Consider the following 16,777-nt stretch of genomic DNA (forward strand, 5'->3'; position numbering starts at 1 on the left):
TCCACTCCTTTTGCCGTTTTATTTATCTTATCACAGCAAGACCCATGAGAGCCACGGGGGACAGGTTCATCGTCCCATCGTGTCACGCGAAATAACAAAATCCCGATGGCAAGGGATCATCCTGTTTACAGGCCTGACGAGAAGCGGAAAAACAACAACCCTCTATGCATTACTGCAAACATTATTAAAAGAACAGTCGTATCAGACCATTACACTAGAAGATCCCATTGAACAAAGACTCCATGATATTCTCCAAGTACAAGTAAACGAGAAAGCAGGTATGGATTACTATGCTGGTCTTAAGGCTGCCCTTCGGCATGACCCAGATATCTTAATGCTTGGAGAGATCAGAGATGAAAAGACGGCTCAATTTGCCTTTTACGCCGCTCACACAGGTCATCTCGTCTTTGTAATAGGAAGTTTGAATAAAAATTTGAATTTTCCTAAGAATATAAAAGGGCAGAGTGAGTAATATCCACCTGCCTCAATGATGGAATAGTCCATAAATTAGAAAAAATAAACCTATCCATATAAAAAGTCTTTATAACTAACAATAAGGACTTTTAGAATAATTAATTTTATTAACCCGGATTTGGGGCTCTAGAGATCTGAAGAAGCTTTCCATACTCTTCACCTTCGATGATATCAAACGAAATTTCATAAGTAACAGTATTTTTTTTAGTTAAATTCCAAACATTCCTATCTAAGCTAATTTTAAACTTTTGTTTTCCATCCTTTAGGTTATGTCCTTCAATTACATAAATAGTCTTACCCTCATCGTTTTTTTCCTCTAACTTCTTGTCGATTTTGAATAACATTGAATAATTTGTAGACTCTTTTGAAGAAGTATTTCCTGCATTAGAATCACTATTGCACCCTGATACTACTACCAGTAATGAAAACAAAGCCGAAAGAAATAACAAAAAATATTTCCACCTCATGTCTTCACTTCACCCCCTCTATTATTTAAAGGGGATGATAATTATCACCCCCTGCTTGCTCCATATTAGTAACCGTACTGTCTCCATTTGAAGTCATCTACATTAGATGCTTTTAGAGTTTCAGAAGAATCGCTTGTTGAAACTGAAACTGGTCCAATTCCAACAGAGAGCGAACCTGCACTGCCTACATTACTAATGTACTTAATCATCGCTCTGTTATCCGGGCTTGAGGTATTTGGATTCATTTCATAAGATAATGTTCCCTTGTAGTAACTGGAAGTTCCTGAGTAGGTGTTAGCATATCCATATAAGCTACTCTCATAAGATCTACCATCTATAGAGTCATACAAAGTCCACCCATTTGAACTACTAGTTCTGGTATATACTCTCCATTGTTGCGAGTTCGGAATAATATCAAAATCTTCAGTAGTAGCAAGCCCAAGATACTCGTCAGGGGCTGTCGATGCTTGCAGCCACTCAAACTCGCCAAATAAAGTTATTCTTCCATATTCATTAACTACTGACCATACGCTTATACTTAAATCATCCTTGGGTATAGTGGAAGATGCTCTCATTAGTTTATCTTTAGTATATTTTGAAGACTCAACTAATTCCCCATCTTTTTTAATGTAGTTCACTTCTTTATTTTTTGAATATCTACTATCTGAGTATCCTTGTTTTTGTATCTTTTGTAGAGCGCATCTTTTTGAGTATGTGAAAGTTCACTTAAGTCTGCTGAATCTTTAAAGTAAGGTTCTAAAAGATTATCAAGTTTCTTTTCACTTATTAATTTTCCTCCACTTACTTTTACCTTAGCTGAGATGATATCACTTGAGAAGCTTACCAAAAACAATGCTGACATTACTAATTTTAAAACATTATTAAATTTCAAAATATCCCTCCGCCTTTAGTATTTGTAATCGATTACAAATATAAGGTAACACAGGACGAAATTAATTGTAAATAATTTACAATTGTATTATCTATGTATTTTATTTTATCATTTTAAAATTTGCATCACTACAATGATTCCAATGATTAGTAATAACATAGTATGAAAATCATCAAAAAGCACTAACGAATTTTTTTCATTTTCTGTATCTTTATAGTAAATTAGAAGGAACTTAATTGGAGGCACAAAACACGAGAGCCACGGGGACAGGTTCATTGTCCCATCGTGTTTTGAATTTGAGAGAATGCTTCTGTTTGCTTTAACCGAGCGTAAGGTGGTAAAACAAAAACATGCAGTATGTGGCAACCTTGCACTTCGTACCACCATTAATGTTGACATCAACAGATCTTAGAAAAATTTTTAGAAAAAAGAAGGAATTCCTCTTAACTTGTCGAAACCTTTACCAAACCACAATAGGAGGTGTTTCATGGATTGAATTTAGTCACCCAGCAGTCTGAAGATATTTTATCTATAGCCACCACACAACGCTCTTCTGATATTCACTTTTGCCCAGAAGGTGATTTGGTTCATATTTACTTTCGAATCGATGGCTACCGCACCTTTTCCTCATCCCTCACCCGACAGCAGTACACACCGCTTCTTTCTTACTTTAAGTTCACATCAGGTATGGACATTGGAGAAACCCTCACGCCACAAGACGGGAAATCTCAGTATGTGAGCGGGACCCACTCGTATGATTTACGCCTTTCAACCTTGCCTCTTGAAGAAACCGAAAGCCTCGCCATTCGTATTCTCCCCCAGAAGGAAGACCTTCCACTTGAATCCCTTTTTTTATTTCCATCTCAAACAAATCAACTCAGGAAATGGATCGGCCGTCATACAGGAATCATCCTGTTTACAGGTCCAACGGGAAGCGGAAAAACGACAACCCTCTATGCCTTACTGCAAACATTATTAAAAGAACAATCGTACCAAACCATTACACTAGAAGACCCCATTGAACAAAGACTACATGATATTCTCCAAGTACAAGTAAACGAGAAAGCAGGTATGGATTACTACGCCGGTCTTAAGGCTGCCCTTCGGCATGACCCAGATATTTTAATGCTCGGTGAGATCAGAGATGAAAAGACGGCTCAATTTGCCTTTCACGCCGCTCACACTGGACATTTGGTGCTATCGACCCTTCACGCCAAAAATGCATATGGAACGATTTATCGCTTACTCGAGATGGGGATATCTAAAACGGATCTCGAACAAACGTTAATCGCGATTGCTTCTCAACAGCTAGTTCCTATTGTATGCCCGAACCCCCTCAAACAAAAGCGAACCGCTATTCTTGAAATGCTGGAAGGACATGAATTACAAGCAGCACTTGCCGGGCACTCCCCTTACAAATCACCATCGTACCCTTCATTTGCTAATCTGAGGAGGAAAGCCTATGCCCTTGGGTTCATTACGTAACTTTCCTAAGCCATTCTTAATTTATCGCGCTACGTCCATCCCTACAAAAATACAAATTCGATTTTTACAACGCCTCTCCCATCTTCTTACAAGAGGATATTCCCTTCAAAACTCTCTTGAGATTTTATCCTTCGATTCGAACTTAAAACCAACTATTAAGCAGTTGAAATATCATTTATTAGAAGGAGAATCTCTTGAAGACACACTTGAGGAATTAGGGTTCTCTAAGTATGTAGTTTCTTTCTTACATGTTTCTAAACTGGATAACCGCATTGAAGATGCTCTTGTCAAAGGGAGCAACCTTCTCCATAAACAACAAGCGTATCAAAAAAAATTCGTTAGCCTTATCCGCTACCCGCTTGTTTTATTTTGCTTAATTATTGGAATCATCATGTTCACCAAGCAGTTTCTTTTACCAACTTTTTTGCAACTGTATGCTTCTATGAATTATGAATCCGCAAAGGTCACCCAACTCATCAAAGGGTTAGATATTGTTTCAGCAATATTGCTTTGGTCCCTGCCAATAGCAGGAGTCATGATGGTAGTATGGATTTCTATAAAGAACCGTTTTACCCCTCAACAATTATCTTCTCTTTATGAACGAGTCCCTTTCATTAAAGGGTTCATCACAATGCAGACAACATTTTTATTCACTTACCACTTCGGCAGCCTGCTCCAATCGGGCGTTTCTGTTCAGAAAAGCCTCTCTCTTTTATCAACTTCTCACCACTTTCCAATCCTACACTTACAAGCTAGAGCTCTTTACGCAGAATTAGAGAACGGTACTTCTTTAGCATCAGGCATAAGAAAATGTTCTTTTTTAAAGGAGGACCTCGCTACACTCGTACACCAAAGTCAAAACGAAGGAAAACTCTCAGATGATCTACTCGTCTATTCTGAATGGACGATAGATGAGATTGAACAAAAAGCAGGTAAATTTCTATCCTTCATTCAGCCAGTCATGTTCCTATTGCTTGGTTTTAGCATTTTGTTTATTTACTCATCGATTATGATGCCAATCTTTGAATGGATGAAAACAATGTAGAAAGGATGTACTCTATGAACAACCAAAAAGGATTCACCTTAATTGAAATGCTAATTGTACTTATGATCATTGCCACCCTTCTCCTTGTCACTATACCGAACCTAGCTTCAAATAACTCCATGGTGGAAGCTAAAGGATGTGAAGCTATGGTCAAGCTAGCTGAAACACAAGTGCAAGCTTATAAAATTGAAAAGAAGAGCATGCCTGCTGACTTGGCTACGCTTGTGACAGAAGGGTATTTAGAACAAGAAACTTGCCCTGGAGGAGAGTCACTTACTTTAAATGAAGATGGGACGGTCACCCCAACTCTTAATGAATAACAACGAGCAAGGCTTTACACTAATTGAAATGATGGTTTCTTTATGTATTTTCGGGGTTATCGTTAGTTTAACGATCACACTGTCTGACCGCTTGTTTGTACAAGCACAAGAAGACCTTTTCTTAAAACAATTTCATGAGGATGTGCTATTTTTGCAGCAAGAAACAATGACCAAGCAACAAGAGCACAAGATCGTCTTCTTTACTACTAAAGGAGAATATAAGATGTATACAAGCGGCTATAGCGAGGTTGTGCTCACTCGATCCATTCCCCCTAGGTGGTCCATTCAGCTTAGGACGTTAAAAAAACCTCTGGAATTTCAAATGGATGGACAAACCGTTCACCCAGGAAAGATAGCATTCCTCTCTCCTCACAACACCTTTGTGGTTACATTCCCATTTGGAAAGGCGCGTTTTTATGTTACAAAACAATAAAGGAATGGCCCTTGTAGATGCATTGTATAGCCTTAGTTTAATGTTAGTTATTACGTTAAGTTTGTTCCCAATTCTACAAATTGTGTTTAGTAAGCAATATGAATTAGAGACTAGACGTAAAATGGCAGTCCATTTGCACAACGAGTTAATACAGCTTGAGGGGAATCTACCAGAACATGTAATAGAGGTTACTGTTAATGGTACACAGGGCTCATTACTTGTAGAGACAGAGCAAAACCAAGTAAAGGGATGCATTACTTGGAAGCTAGCTGAAAAAGGAGGGAATGAACATATTTGCTTTTATATCCCTCCTAAGGGGGAATAAAGGGTTTACGATGATCGAGGCGTTATTTGCTTTAATGATTGCGCTAAGCATTTCCCTCATGCTTCCGATCATTATGCAAGTACTCTCAACCACTCATTCAATGAGCTTTGTGGAGGATGCTAAGATCCACCAATTTTTCTTGTTTGTCCAAGAGGAGTTATACCATACAAGAGAGACTCACTTATCTCAACTAGGTATACAACTTATTCAACATGACGGGAAAGAGATTACGATTGAGCAAAGAGGTTCTAATATCATTAGGCAAGTAAATTATACTGGCCAAGAACGCCTGCTTTTTGATGTAAAAAAATTCTCTGCTAAACAGTTCCATGATTCCATCATTCTAGAGGTGGAACTTATAGGGGGTGAACACATTAAGAAACATTTCCATCTCTTTAAACAATCAGAACGGCTTTACCTTTCCTCTTTTACTGTCCATTACCCTTCTCACACTCCTTCTCATAAGCTCTTCCCTCTTGTCGTATGCGAACCGTGTTCAAATGACAGAAAACCATATCGAACAGCTTAAAATGGAAACCCTGTACGGACGAGCGCAACATAACTTCAATGAAAGTTGGATGCCTTTATGGAATGAAGAAGTGACACAAAAGTTATACACATATCCTGATGGAGAAGTAAATGTATTGTACAACCCTACTAGTGAAGATGAAATACAGGTCGAATACACCATCACAACAAATGAGGGATATCAGAAAACAATCAAACAACGGTTTCCCAAAGCTCAAAAAGACCCCTATTAAAATTAATAGGGGTTTCATGTATAACCACTTAAAAAATGTGGCATGATAATGGGTGTAAAGTCGTTGGGCTATAGCCAAGCGGTAAGGCAGCGGTTTTTGGTACCGTTACGCGCTGGTTCGAATCCAGCTAGCCCAGTCTATGTTTAAGCTGTTTCATGTATATGGAACGGCTTTTTACTATGAAATTTTCGTTAATGGAGGCATTTGCTTCACTTTTGTAATACTCTTTAACCCGTCTTCATTATACCCTACCACCAATTTCTTACCATCTGTCAGGATTGGACGGCGTAATAACTTTGGTTCGTTCATGACTAGAGAAATAAACTCAGAAACACTTAAATCTTCTACATCCACATTAAGGGACTTATATGTCTTCCCTCTTGTAGCCAGAATTTCATCTATGCCTTCTGTCGTTAGGCTTAAGATTTGTAAAAGTTCTTCGTAAGTAGGGGTTTCTCTAAAAATATGGCGCTCACTAAAAGGGACTTCTTGATCTTTCAACCAGGCTTTTGTCCTACGGCACGACGTGCAACTTGGGTATGTGTAAAATTTCAAATCACTCATTTGTTAACCTCTCCCTTTTTTCTATTCTATCGTTATACCTATTGTATAACCGTTGTATAACAATTGTACACTTATTTAACTTAATTTTTTTAAAAAAATTTGTACATTTATTTACAAATCATGGTTTAAGCCCTAGCCTAAAGCCCTTTGTTCTATAATGAACGTAGATAGCTTACTAATTGGAGGCGAATTTGTATGGATCATACATTAAAAATCACAAATGTATTGGCTGACTCAACCCGTTACTCAATCTATCAATACGTTACAAAACTTAACCAACCTGTTTCGGTTACAGATATTGCACAAACCTTTAGTATCCACCCGAATGTGGCGAGATTGCACCTATCAAAACTTGAGGATGTGCAACTATTGGTTTCAAGAACGAGGAAAACAGGTAAAGGAGGAAGACCAAGTCGTTTATATCAGCTATCTGAACAAGACGTTCATCTACAATTCCCTTACAGAGACTACCACCTTCTAGCACGGATTGCTTTGGAATCTCTTATGGAGTTAGGGATGGAAGGAGAAAGGACACTTTATTCAACCGGCTTCAAATACGGAAAAGCTATGTTTAAACAAAGTTTTGGAAATCAAAACCTTGAAAACTTTTCTGTTCATGAGAAAATAAAATGGTTAAAAGAGTCAGCATTTATCATAGGAATGTTCCCGAACTTTGAGTACATTAAACGTGAAGAGACAATCTTTTTTTCACTATCTAATTGCCCGTTCAAAGACTTAGCAAAAGAAAATCCTCAGGTAGTCTGTACGCTGCATGGATTCTTTTTAGAGGGAATGATGAGAGCTCTGTTTATGAATATTCAGCTTAAGGAAGTGCATAATATGATGGAAGGATGCGCTACTTGTTCTTATAAAGCTGCGTTATGATAAGGGTTTCATTTCATTTATTTACAATGCAGCAAGAGTCGTTTATAATTACCATGATAAGTCACCTTTGGGATAAAGGAGGGGGATTCAATATGGACCGGATGTTTCGCGTTCTTGGTTTCTGGACAGGAATTTTTACGGTTATGTTCTATGTCGGTGAGATGTACGATGCTACAGTTCTGTTCTTGGTGCAAACAGTCTTTTTCGTCACATTGAGTTATTTAAAACTTTCAGAGCGCATGTATATGTACATATTTGGCGCTTATTTAACCATTTTCTTTATCGGTTTCACTTATTATTCTTCGTTCTTATTAGAACCAGGTTTCAGACACTAAAAAAACGGCATCGTACCGATGCCGTTTTTTTAATGCTTATAGGAATGGGTTCATTACCTTTTCTTCACCTACTGTCGTAGCTCCTCCGTGACCAGGATAAACTGTCGTATCGTCATCAAGGGTCAACAGCTGTTCTTCTATACTCTGTTTAAGAATATCAAGGTCGCCTCCTGGCAAGTCAGTACGCCCTATCCCCCCTTGGAATAACGTATCTCCAGCAATGACAAAAGAATCATTTGGAAACACAAATGATACGCTCCCTGGTGAATGCCCGGGTGTATATCGTACATCAAATGTAAATCCATCAATCTCCATGTTTCCGATTTCAATTTCATGATCCGCTTCACGGGCCGTAATGAGTGGTGTAGCCATTTGGAAAAACTTCGATCCGTTTAATTCAGGTTTTCCTAACCAATCTTTTTCCTCTCTATGTAAATACACCGGAATATCGAAGTGATTCCTCACTTCATCCAGTGATCCAATATGATCAAAATGAGCATGTGTTAATAAAATAGCGATCGGTGAAATCTCTCGTCTTTCTATCATTCGAATGAGCTTATCCCCTTCACTTCCGGGATCTATGATAAGCGCTTTCTTTTCATGTTCAATAACATAGCAATTTGTTCCTAAAGGCCCTAGTGGCAACTGTTCAACGTTCATGTTCATTCCTCCTGAAAAAGTTTTCATAAACTGCATGTAACATCTCGACAAACACGTTAAAGTCGTTTAGAATGTATGAGGAGATAAGCTACGTTACATACTATTATAGTATTAAACAAGCGCGTCGTCTAAGACGATCGATTCGATCAAAGGGGGTTAGGGAATATGGTATTAGCTATTATGTTGCTTGTCGTAACAATTCTATGTGCTCTTGCAGTATTCCGCGAATTAAAAACAAACAATCTATTTGCTGTAGCTTTTGCTGGTATTTCTACTTTGGTTTTTGGATTCTTTTCCATTATGACGATTATTTCTCAGTTCACCTCTTCCGGTGGCGGAGGTCATTAAGCTAAAGGACCTAAATAAAAACCCTGCTTCCCGCAGGGTTTTTTTATTGGTCGAATTCCATGTGCTTAAGCTGCATTTTATTAGTATAGAAGTATTTATACATCATAAGCGTAATGTATATCGCGCTTAACGACACGGCAGAGAAAATACTTAAAGAGATTACAAGCTGATATTTAATAGCCATAATTGGACTTACTCCCCCTAATATTAACCCTGTCATCATCCCCGGCAATTGAACGAGTCCGATTGTTTTTAACTTATCAACATTTGGGATCAGAGAGGCACCAAGCGTCCTCTGTATGATAATCTGAGAAGCTTGCTTTGGTTCTGCACCAAGGGACAAAGCGGCAGTGAGTCTCCCCTCATTCTCTTTGAATTCACTTTTTAACCTCTCAAGAGCTAATCCCATTGCGATCATACTGTTTCCAATTACCATACCACTCATAGGGATCACTTCATTAGGTGTGAACTCAATCATGTCAAACAGCAACCAAAGACCAAGAACACTACCTTCAATTACAATCAAGCCTATAAAAATAACACCAAGAACTGAAGGCAGTCCCTTCCCCTTCTTCCTAGCGTGAAAGCTAGCAACGGTAATCATAATGGTGAGCATAAAAGGAATGCCGATATATGCAGGTAAATCAAACAAATACGTAAGTAAATAGCCGATAGCGAATAGTTGAATCGTCCCACGAATAGAAGACCACATAATCCCCTTGCTAAGACCTAGTTGATAGTAATAAGATAACGTCAAAGGGACAAGAACAAATACTACTAGAAACAATAAAGATTGATTAGATATCTCTGGTGACATGTAAGATTCCTTCCTTGTTTTATGTCCTGTTTAAGTCATGAAAGCTTTTAGTTCTTCTGTTTTCGGATCTGATAGAAGCTCTGTTAAATTGCCTTCTTCTATGATTTCTCCGTCTGATAAAAAGACCCCACGACTTCCTAAGCGCTTCGCTTGATCTAAATGATGGGTAACCATAATTAATGTTACCCCTTGTTCGACTGCTAACCCTTCTAATACTTGTTCAATTTCTTCAGTCGTGTGTTGATCCAATGCACTGGTCGGTTCATCCAACAACAAGACAGAGGGATTATTGGCCAACGTACGAGCTAATGATACTCGTTGTTGTTCTCCTCCTGAGAGTTGATCGACCGATCGTTCTATGTAATCAGCCGGAAGTTGGACAGCTTCTAATAAAGCTTCAGCTTTTTCTATGTTCCATTCACCATGTAGGGAGGGGCCATATTTCAGATTATCCAGTACCGTTCCAGGAAAAAGATTCGGGGCTTGCATAACTAGTCCTACTTCCTTACGAAGCTCGGTTATAGGATAACTTTGTAGGTCTTTACCTAAGTAATAAATACTTCCCTTTTCGGGGTCACTCAATCGATTAAAAAGGTGTAAAAGAGTGCTTTTACCAGCACCTGAAGGGCCGAATAACATCACATTGTCCCCTCTTTTAATTGAAAAGTTCAAACTATGTAAAGGAGATTTCTCCACATTATCAAACGTAAACAGCTTATCTTGTTCCAATAGCATTCACCCCTGGTCCATTTAGCAAGTTTTATACTAGACTTATTTTTATATACATAATCCCTTTCAGTTATACAAAACAGGCCCTCTGCTGAATATAATAGAAGATTGAGGCCTATTTTTTAGTATAACCTCTTGTTAACCCTTTATAAGGTCAGAAGAAAGGAATTAGTATCCCCCTCCCCATCATTGTTCACGTTTTTAAGTCATAGAAATTATGACATTCCCATATAGGGAAAGCAACATATAAGGATTAGTTGCACTTTACCTCAAAGGAACTGCTAAACTACGTGCACAAATTTCTTTTACACGTTTGTATTGATAAGGAAAAGTCGATAAGGGTAGCGGGTTAATTCCTTTACCTACTTCAATTGTATATCCCTCTTTGTTATAGTCCTGAATAAACCAGTCCTTAAACCCTGCATAACTGTCAATGGTTCGTACAGGCTCATAGCCACTTCCTTTATAAAAGGCTTCTACCATATAAAATGATCGTTCTGGTTCCATACCTTGATACCCCCAGTAGATCACCTCACCTTGAGAATGAAATGCTAATACCCGATCAAAGTTGCTCCGTTTCGTTAGTTCAGCCATAGCAATAGCTTCTGGTTCTGTTAAAGGTTGGTCTCCCGGATAATCCCTAAAACAAGGAGCTGTTGGTTTCCTTCCTTTCTCAATCTCCCAATTGGCTGGAAACTGATTATTCAAGTCTACACCTCTAATATTGGCCTTCCATGCAGCAAAAGTCTTGTTGGCACCATTCATCATCACTAAATTCTCGTGATTAGCAGGTGTAGCATGGAGTCCATGCATAAATAAGTCGACACCGTCGGGGTTTACCATTGGGACAACGGATAACGTTGTGGTTGCATACAATTCCCTGGCTTTGACCGATCCAAAATACTCATCCTCTTTTAAAGCCTTAGCATATGCCTTCAAGACCTTCATTAAAAGAGCGGTTGTCATCCATTCATTGGCATGAAACGATCCATTCCAATGAATGGATTGAGGTCCTTCCCCTATCTTCAATTCATATAACGGCTTACCTAACACCGAGTAGCCTATACTACTACATGTAATGGTCTGGTACTCACCGACCAACTGTTTCATATCAGCTTCTAAAACCTTAAAATCATAAGGGAATTGAACCATCCAACACTCCTCCTTCTTCTACTATTACTTTATTCAATCAAACCACTAGCATGAATAAACCAGCGTTAAGAATAACGTTTTGTTTATTTGGTGGCAGGGGACGACCGCGGGGTTTGTAATAGCTAATAAAAAGGCACTTCTGATAACAGAAGTACCTTTTTGTGATACATGATATTTTTAGTCCGCTACTGTTCCGTTTTGGAAGTCATAAAAGCGGAATAGGTCCCCGTAGACGATTTGGTCTGAGTAATCAAGCTCTTGTTGAGCTTTTTTCTGTAATGGTTTACATTGGTCGCCTTCTAGTTTTTCACCAGATTCTCGATCATAGCAATGACCATTAGCATATAAATAGTCTTCTGAGATAAAGCTACCGTCTCTTAATACGACAAATGGGTCTACATCGTCTGTAAAGAGATCTGTACCAAATTCAATATCGCCACCAGAATCAATACCTAGCATGCTTAGAATCGTTGGTTTCACATCCATTTGACCACTAGGCTTGGAGATAACTTTGTTATCTTCATGACCTGGGATATGAATGAAGAAAGGTACACGTTGTAGTTGAGTGTGCTCGTATGGTGTAATTTCTTTACCTAAGAATTGAGCCATCGCGTTGTTATGGTATTCACTAATACCATAGTGGTCACCATAGATCACGATGATACTATCTTCATACTCCCCTTCATCCTTTAGCTTCTGGAAGAATTGTTCAATGGATTCATCCATATAACGTACCGTAGTGAAGTATTGGTTTAGAGTTTTAGAACTCGAATCATACTTATCAATGTGTTGGTCTTCCTCAGGTAGCTCAAACGGGAAGTGGTTTGTTAGGGTAATGAACTTAGCATAAAATGGTTCTTCTAACTCTTTCAACATATCCACAGACTGGTCAAAGAACGCCTTATCGTTTAAACCCCACCCAATCGTATTCTCAGGGGTCTGATTGTAACTTTGCTCGCCAAAGAACTGATCATACCCTAAAGAATCGTACATAACGTCGCGGTTCCAGAAACTCTTGTTGTTCGCATGGAAAACAGCTGAAGAATATCCATTTTCACCAATGATCTCGGGTACTGCATTATACTCATTTTGAGAATGAGTAAAGAACACAGCACCACGACCTAGAGGATATAAAGAATTTTCCACAACGAACTCTGAATCTGATGTTTTCCCTTGCTCTGTTTGATGATAGAAGTTTTCAAAATAATAACTATCATCTATAAGATCATTCAGAAATGGCGTAATTTCCTTGCCGTTAATTTTCTTATTTATGACAAAACTTTGTATGGATTCAGCAGAGATATAAATTACATTCTTTCCTTCTGCTATCCCTTCAAGGTCCGATTCTTGATTACTTTTCACTTCTTTACTCACATATTCGCGGATATCGCTCATTTCACTTCCATCCGCTAACACGCGCTGCGCTTTGGTTTTGGAGTGAAGAGCCACATCGTAGATATGATAGTTAAATACACCAATATTCTTAACTAAATATTCACGGTCAAATGTGCGTTGAAAAAGCATGGGACGTTCAATCTCTGCAAGCACAAAGTTCGTCATTACAAGAGCAATGGCAATTCCTGCTGCTTTAAATTTCATGCCTTTAAATCGCGGTTGATCTTCTACCGCTACTCGTTTACTTAAATAATAGACAATCGCTACATCCACAAATAATAGCAGATCAGTTACATAAATTAACCCTAAGATACTTGAACCTAAATCTCCTACATTATTCGTTTGGAATAAGACTGGAATCGTTAAGAAATCAGTAAAAGAACGATAATATATGACATTAAAGTACAGGATAAGCGTCATAACTAATGATAAGTGCTTCGTATACTTTATTTGTCGTACTGGTTTAAGTAATACGACAAATGTAAAGAATAATACAGCTGTTGCAAATGGATTGATTGCTAATATAATCTCTTGCAAGAAGTTCTCAATGGAAAGATCAAAGATAAAACGATAAACAAAATACGTTTTAACACCAAAAAGCAAAGCAGCGACCAAATATAATGGAAGTGACTTTCTTTGAAGCATGTTCCGTTCCTCCGTTCTATAAAATATTCTATTGTTGGCTTCACATTTCATTCGTAATATTAACTAATATAACTAATTTCCACTTTCTAAAGTATTCTAAACAACCACTAGTCTATATGACGGTTATGATAACATAAAAGTTTCAACTATTTTCAACTAATTTTTTACATACGATTTAAACGATATTCATAACAATAGACGAATATGCATCATAAAGCCCTACACAACTAACAAAATCTCTTTTTACAAACAACAATTCTTTATAAACAAAGTAAAATCCTGTAACAAAGTGTTACAGGATCCCATAACTTTCTTCTACCTTTTATTGACGGGCTAAATAAGCCGCTCCAATGACCCCAGCGTCGTTGCCAAGAGAAGCAATAACGAATTCTACCGCTTCGCCTGTGCGCTGCAAAGTAAAGGTGTCAAATTTTGTGCGTAATGGATCTAAAAGCTGATCCCCCGCTTTTGATACACCGCCACCGATTACAATCTTAGAAGGGTTGATCGCTATAGCCATATTAGATATCGCTAATCCTAGTACCGTAGTTACATGATCTAACACATCTTTTGCCAACTTATCCCCTTCTGCTGCTGCTTCAAATACGTCTCTAGCTGACACTTCCCCTGTGTCATTATAGATGTCCTTTAATGAAGTAGAGCGTCCTTGTTCAATGCCATCAATAGCTGATCGTACAATGCCTGTAGCAGAAGCTTCTGTTTCAAGACACCCCGTCCTTCCACAATTACAGTTTCGTCCGCCTTCAGCTATTACGGTCATGTGACCAAGCTCTGCCACCGTTCCATTTGCACCGTGAAGAAGTTCTCCATTAGCTATAATGCCGCCTCCAACACCTGTACCTAATGTGTAAGCTAATAAATTATCTGCCTTATCTCCTGCACCTTTCCAGTACTCTCCTAATGCTGCGAGATTTGCATCATTTTCAATTCGAACATTATATCCCGTAGCCTCTCCTAACAACTTACTTAAAGGAACATCTCTCCAGCCGCCAATGTTTACAGCTTCATAGACAATTCCTTCTTCGAGACTAATATAACCAGGCGCTCCTACACCAATGCCTCTAAAATCGTCAAAAGAAAGCTCTAGCTTTCGTTGCTCATTCGCCATTGATGTGGCAATATCTTGCACCATTTTTTCTGGTCCGCCTTCTGAGACGGTAGGAATTTCCCACTTATGAATAATCTCGCCATTATATGTAACGAAAGCTAGTTTGACTGTAGTGCCCCCGATATCAATTCCTATTACGTGTTTTTGTTCCATGTCCTTCACCCTTCACCTCTGGCTTGTTGAACTTTTGAAATTTCTTGACGAAGAAGGAGAATAGCCATCTGAAAATCTTGGTCTGATACAAACTGTGATTTGTATAATTCTCGTATCTCCATTTCCATTAATTCTAAGTCAGCTATTCGATCCCCAATGTAAATGACTGTTCCAAATTTCAATAATAATTGTTGAATGTCATAAATCGATTTCATATCATCACCATTATATATTATAGCAAGCGTTCCCACTAAAAGAAATAATGAATCCTTGATGAATAATCGAACATAAAAAAACCCCAATCTTATCGATCAGGGTCTTGAGGGTGCAAAAAGGCAGGTCGTCTGTTTTTAAGTGGCATAGGTGAGCGTAAAATAACGTCGCGAAAAGCTCGGTAGGAAAATGGTAGAAATGGCCATAAATAGGCAGTCTTAAATGTGTTTAAACTCGTCAAATATAAAATCCATATCGTAGTACCGATTACAAGTCCCTTCACTTCAAATAGGGCTGTTACGATCAACAAACCAAGCCTCGTCAAACGGTTAGCTAAACTCAGTTCATAGCTAGGTGTACAATAAGTCCCAATGACTGCTGCAGCCAGGTAAAGAACAACCTCATTCGAGAACAATCCCACTTCAATAGCAACTTGGCCAATGAGTATTGCTGCCACTAATCCTAAAGCGGTAGCTAGGGCCGATGGGGTGTGAATGGCCGCCATCCTCAAGGTATCAATTCCAATCTCAGCTATTAGAAATTGAACAATTAGAGGTAAAACACCGAGCTCAGTGGGCCCTATATATTTAAGTTGTTCAGGTAATAACGTAGCATCAATAGAAAACAAGTAATACAACGGTAATACAAATATAGAGGCAAATACGGCGAAAAAGCGCACAAACCGCAAATAAGCTCCTACAGATGGCTTCTGTCTATATTCCTCCGCATGTTGCAAGTGATGCCAAAATGTGGCCGGAGTAATCATTACACTAGGTGATCCATCAATCATTAACAAAATATGCCCCTCATAGATATGGGCTGCTGCTGTATCTGGCCTTTCAGTATAGCGAATCGTCGGGTAAGGACTCCAATGCTGTCCGCTTAAAAATTCTTCTACTGTTTTTTCAGCCATGGGTAATGCATCGGTATCAATTAATTGAAGCGTCTCCTTTAAATGCTTTACCTTATCCAAATCTGCTACATCTTCTAGATAACATATACAAACGTCTGTCTTTGAGCGGCGACCAATTTGTAAATACTCCATCCTCAAGGAACGATCACGTACTCGCCTTCTTGTTAAAGCAGTATTGAATACAATTGTTTCAACATAACCATCTCTTGAACCTCTCACCACTCGCTCGATGTCAGGTTCTTGAGGTCCACGTACCGGGTACGTTCTAGCATCAATCATAATAATTTTATCATCTATGCCCTCTACAAGAAGAGCAGTAGGACCAGCAAGGACCCAATCGGTCGCTTCGTTTAAGTCCGTTTTATGATCAAGTTCTACATAAGGAAGATGTGTACGGAGTAACTTCTCAAATGGGTTTGGCTCTAATTGTTCTGGTTCAAGTTCTGATAAGAGCTTCATTAAATAATGAAGAATCTCATCTTTAACAAAGCCGTCTATCATAAAGAGGGCCATTCTTCGTCCTGCATACTCTAAGTCAAGTTGAATAATATCAAAACTCTTACCAACGCCAAGCCTATCCTTCATGTATTGGACATTTTCATCGTAATTGTTGAACATTGGCTGCTTTTCCATTTCA

At 38.5% G+C, this 16,777-nt stretch carries 22 protein-coding genes, 1 tRNA gene and 1 pseudogene; 12 read left to right on the plus strand and 12 right to left on the minus strand.

Going from position 1 to position 16,777, the window contains the following annotated elements; genetic code table 11:
• Positions 1-106: 106 nt before the first annotated feature.
• Positions 107-406: pseudogene (locus ACYX4O_RS13820) on the plus strand (ATPase, T2SS/T4P/T4SS family); the annotation flags it as partial.
• Positions 407-581: 175 nt separating this feature from the next.
• Here the strand turns inward: ACYX4O_RS13820 and ACYX4O_RS13825 are convergent.
• From ACYX4O_RS13825 to ACYX4O_RS13835, 3 genes are all read right to left on the minus strand, one after another.
• Positions 582-941: a hypothetical protein gene (locus tag ACYX4O_RS13825; RefSeq protein ID WP_476351636.1), complete on the minus strand. Its 360-nt coding sequence runs from the start codon at positions 939-941 to the stop codon at positions 582-584.
• Between the two features lie 65 nt (positions 942-1,006).
• On the minus strand, positions 1,007-1,579 hold the full coding sequence (locus tag ACYX4O_RS13830) for a hypothetical protein (RefSeq protein ID WP_476351637.1): 573 nt from the start codon (positions 1,577-1,579) through the stop codon (positions 1,007-1,009).
• Positions 1,576-1,803: a hypothetical protein gene (locus ACYX4O_RS13835; protein ID WP_476351638.1), complete on the minus strand. Its 228-nt coding sequence runs from the start codon at positions 1,801-1,803 to the stop codon at positions 1,576-1,578. Before ACYX4O_RS13835 ends, ACYX4O_RS13830 begins: the two co-directional genes overlap by 4 nt.
• A gap of 522 nt (positions 1,804-2,325) precedes the next feature.
• On the opposite strand from ACYX4O_RS13835, the gene comGA reads away from it, so the two are divergent.
• The 8 genes from comGA to ACYX4O_RS13875 all read left to right on the plus strand — a co-directional run bounded on the left by comGA (position 2,326) and on the right by ACYX4O_RS13875 (position 6,338).
• Positions 2,326-3,318 carry a competence type IV pilus ATPase ComGA gene (gene comGA, locus ACYX4O_RS13840; RefSeq protein ID WP_476351639.1) on the plus strand — a complete coding sequence of 331 codons (993 nt, stop codon included), beginning with the start codon at positions 2,326-2,328 and terminating at the stop codon, positions 3,316-3,318.
• On the plus strand, positions 3,296-4,363 hold the full coding sequence (gene comGB / locus ACYX4O_RS13845; RefSeq protein ID WP_476351640.1) for a competence type IV pilus assembly protein ComGB: 1,068 nt from the start codon (positions 3,296-3,298) through the stop codon (positions 4,361-4,363). The genes comGA and comGB overlap by 23 nt, the downstream gene beginning before the upstream one ends.
• Positions 4,364-4,377: 14 nt before the next feature.
• Positions 4,378-4,683 carry a competence type IV pilus major pilin ComGC gene (gene comGC / locus ACYX4O_RS13850; protein ID WP_476351641.1) on the plus strand — a complete coding sequence of 102 codons (306 nt, stop codon included), beginning with the start codon at positions 4,378-4,380 and terminating at the stop codon, positions 4,681-4,683.
• On the plus strand, positions 4,676-5,116 hold the full coding sequence (comGD, locus tag ACYX4O_RS13855) for a competence type IV pilus minor pilin ComGD (RefSeq protein ID WP_476351642.1): 441 nt from the start codon (positions 4,676-4,678) through the stop codon (positions 5,114-5,116). Before comGC ends, comGD begins: the two co-directional genes overlap by 8 nt.
• Positions 5,100-5,441, plus strand: a complete 342-nt coding sequence (locus ACYX4O_RS13860) for a hypothetical protein (RefSeq protein ID WP_476351643.1) — start codon at positions 5,100-5,102, stop codon at positions 5,439-5,441. The genes comGD and ACYX4O_RS13860 overlap by 17 nt, the downstream gene beginning before the upstream one ends.
• Positions 5,401-5,970 carry a competence type IV pilus minor pilin ComGF gene (locus tag ACYX4O_RS13865; RefSeq protein ID WP_476351644.1) on the plus strand — a complete coding sequence of 190 codons (570 nt, stop codon included), beginning with the start codon at positions 5,401-5,403 and terminating at the stop codon, positions 5,968-5,970. The genes ACYX4O_RS13860 and ACYX4O_RS13865 overlap by 41 nt, the downstream gene beginning before the upstream one ends.
• Positions 5,942-6,202, plus strand: a complete 261-nt coding sequence (locus ACYX4O_RS13870; protein ID WP_476351645.1) for a hypothetical protein — start codon at positions 5,942-5,944, stop codon at positions 6,200-6,202. The genes ACYX4O_RS13865 and ACYX4O_RS13870 overlap by 29 nt, the downstream gene beginning before the upstream one ends.
• Before the next feature lie 64 nt (positions 6,203-6,266).
• Positions 6,267-6,338 (plus strand) — tRNA-Gln (locus ACYX4O_RS13875).
• 41 nt (positions 6,339-6,379) lie between these two features.
• On the opposite strand, the gene ACYX4O_RS13880 is transcribed toward ACYX4O_RS13875, so the two are convergent.
• A complete protein-coding gene (locus ACYX4O_RS13880; RefSeq protein WP_188651557.1) occupies positions 6,380-6,766 on the minus strand; it encodes a Spx/MgsR family RNA polymerase-binding regulatory protein in 387 nt (128 codons plus the stop codon).
• A 195-nt stretch (positions 6,767-6,961) separates the two neighbouring features.
• On the opposite strand from ACYX4O_RS13880, the gene ACYX4O_RS13885 reads away from it, so the two are divergent.
• Complete coding sequence (locus ACYX4O_RS13885; protein ID WP_476351646.1) at positions 6,962-7,651, plus strand: helix-turn-helix transcriptional regulator; 690 nt, start codon at positions 6,962-6,964, stop codon at positions 7,649-7,651.
• Between the two features lie 92 nt (positions 7,652-7,743).
• The gene (locus ACYX4O_RS13890; protein ID WP_036782116.1) at positions 7,744-7,986 is read left to right on the plus strand and encodes a DUF2626 domain-containing protein; all 243 of its coding nucleotides are present in this window, start codon (positions 7,744-7,746) and stop codon (positions 7,984-7,986) included.
• 36 nt (positions 7,987-8,022) lie between these two features.
• Here ACYX4O_RS13890 and ACYX4O_RS13895 read toward each other — a convergent pair whose 3' ends face one another.
• A complete protein-coding gene (locus ACYX4O_RS13895; protein ID WP_476351647.1) occupies positions 8,023-8,646 on the minus strand; it encodes an MBL fold metallo-hydrolase in 624 nt (207 codons plus the stop codon).
• A 165-nt stretch (positions 8,647-8,811) separates the two neighbouring features.
• On the opposite strand from ACYX4O_RS13895, the gene ACYX4O_RS13900 reads away from it, so the two are divergent.
• The gene (locus ACYX4O_RS13900; RefSeq protein WP_036782120.1) at positions 8,812-8,994 is read left to right on the plus strand and encodes a DUF2759 domain-containing protein; all 183 of its coding nucleotides are present in this window, start codon (positions 8,812-8,814) and stop codon (positions 8,992-8,994) included.
• Between the two features lie 43 nt (positions 8,995-9,037).
• On the opposite strand, the gene ACYX4O_RS13905 is transcribed toward ACYX4O_RS13900, so the two are convergent.
• The 7 genes from ACYX4O_RS13905 to ACYX4O_RS13935 all read right to left on the minus strand — a co-directional run bounded on the left by ACYX4O_RS13905 (position 9,038) and on the right by ACYX4O_RS13935 (position 16,773).
• On the minus strand, positions 9,038-9,811 hold the full coding sequence (locus ACYX4O_RS13905) for an ABC transporter permease (RefSeq protein WP_476351648.1): 774 nt from the start codon (positions 9,809-9,811) through the stop codon (positions 9,038-9,040).
• A 30-nt stretch (positions 9,812-9,841) separates the two neighbouring features.
• Positions 9,842-10,540 (minus strand): ABC transporter ATP-binding protein, encoded by a 699-nt coding sequence (locus ACYX4O_RS13910; RefSeq protein ID WP_476351649.1) that lies wholly within the window; start codon positions 10,538-10,540, stop codon positions 9,842-9,844.
• Positions 10,541-10,804: 264 nt separating this feature from the next.
• The gene (locus ACYX4O_RS13915; protein WP_476351650.1) at positions 10,805-11,692 is read right to left on the minus strand and encodes a M14 family metallopeptidase; all 888 of its coding nucleotides are present in this window, start codon (positions 11,690-11,692) and stop codon (positions 10,805-10,807) included.
• Between the two features lie 177 nt (positions 11,693-11,869).
• A complete protein-coding gene (locus ACYX4O_RS13920) occupies positions 11,870-13,732 on the minus strand; it encodes an LTA synthase family protein (RefSeq protein WP_476351651.1) in 1,863 nt (620 codons plus the stop codon).
• Between the two features lie 322 nt (positions 13,733-14,054).
• On the minus strand, positions 14,055-15,014 hold the full coding sequence (locus ACYX4O_RS13925; RefSeq protein ID WP_476351652.1) for an ROK family glucokinase: 960 nt from the start codon (positions 15,012-15,014) through the stop codon (positions 14,055-14,057).
• Between the two features lie 5 nt (positions 15,015-15,019).
• Entirely contained in the window at positions 15,020-15,229 is a 210-nt protein-coding gene (locus ACYX4O_RS13930) for a YqgQ family protein (protein WP_476351653.1), read from the minus strand.
• A gap of 89 nt (positions 15,230-15,318) precedes the next feature.
• Positions 15,319-16,773 carry a spore germination protein gene (locus ACYX4O_RS13935; protein WP_476351654.1) on the minus strand — a complete coding sequence of 485 codons (1,455 nt, stop codon included), beginning with the start codon at positions 16,771-16,773 and terminating at the stop codon, positions 15,319-15,321.
• Between the last annotated feature and the right edge of the window lie 4 nt (positions 16,774-16,777).

The sequence above is a fragment of the Pontibacillus sp. ABV4_188 genome (genome assembly GCF_056311905.1).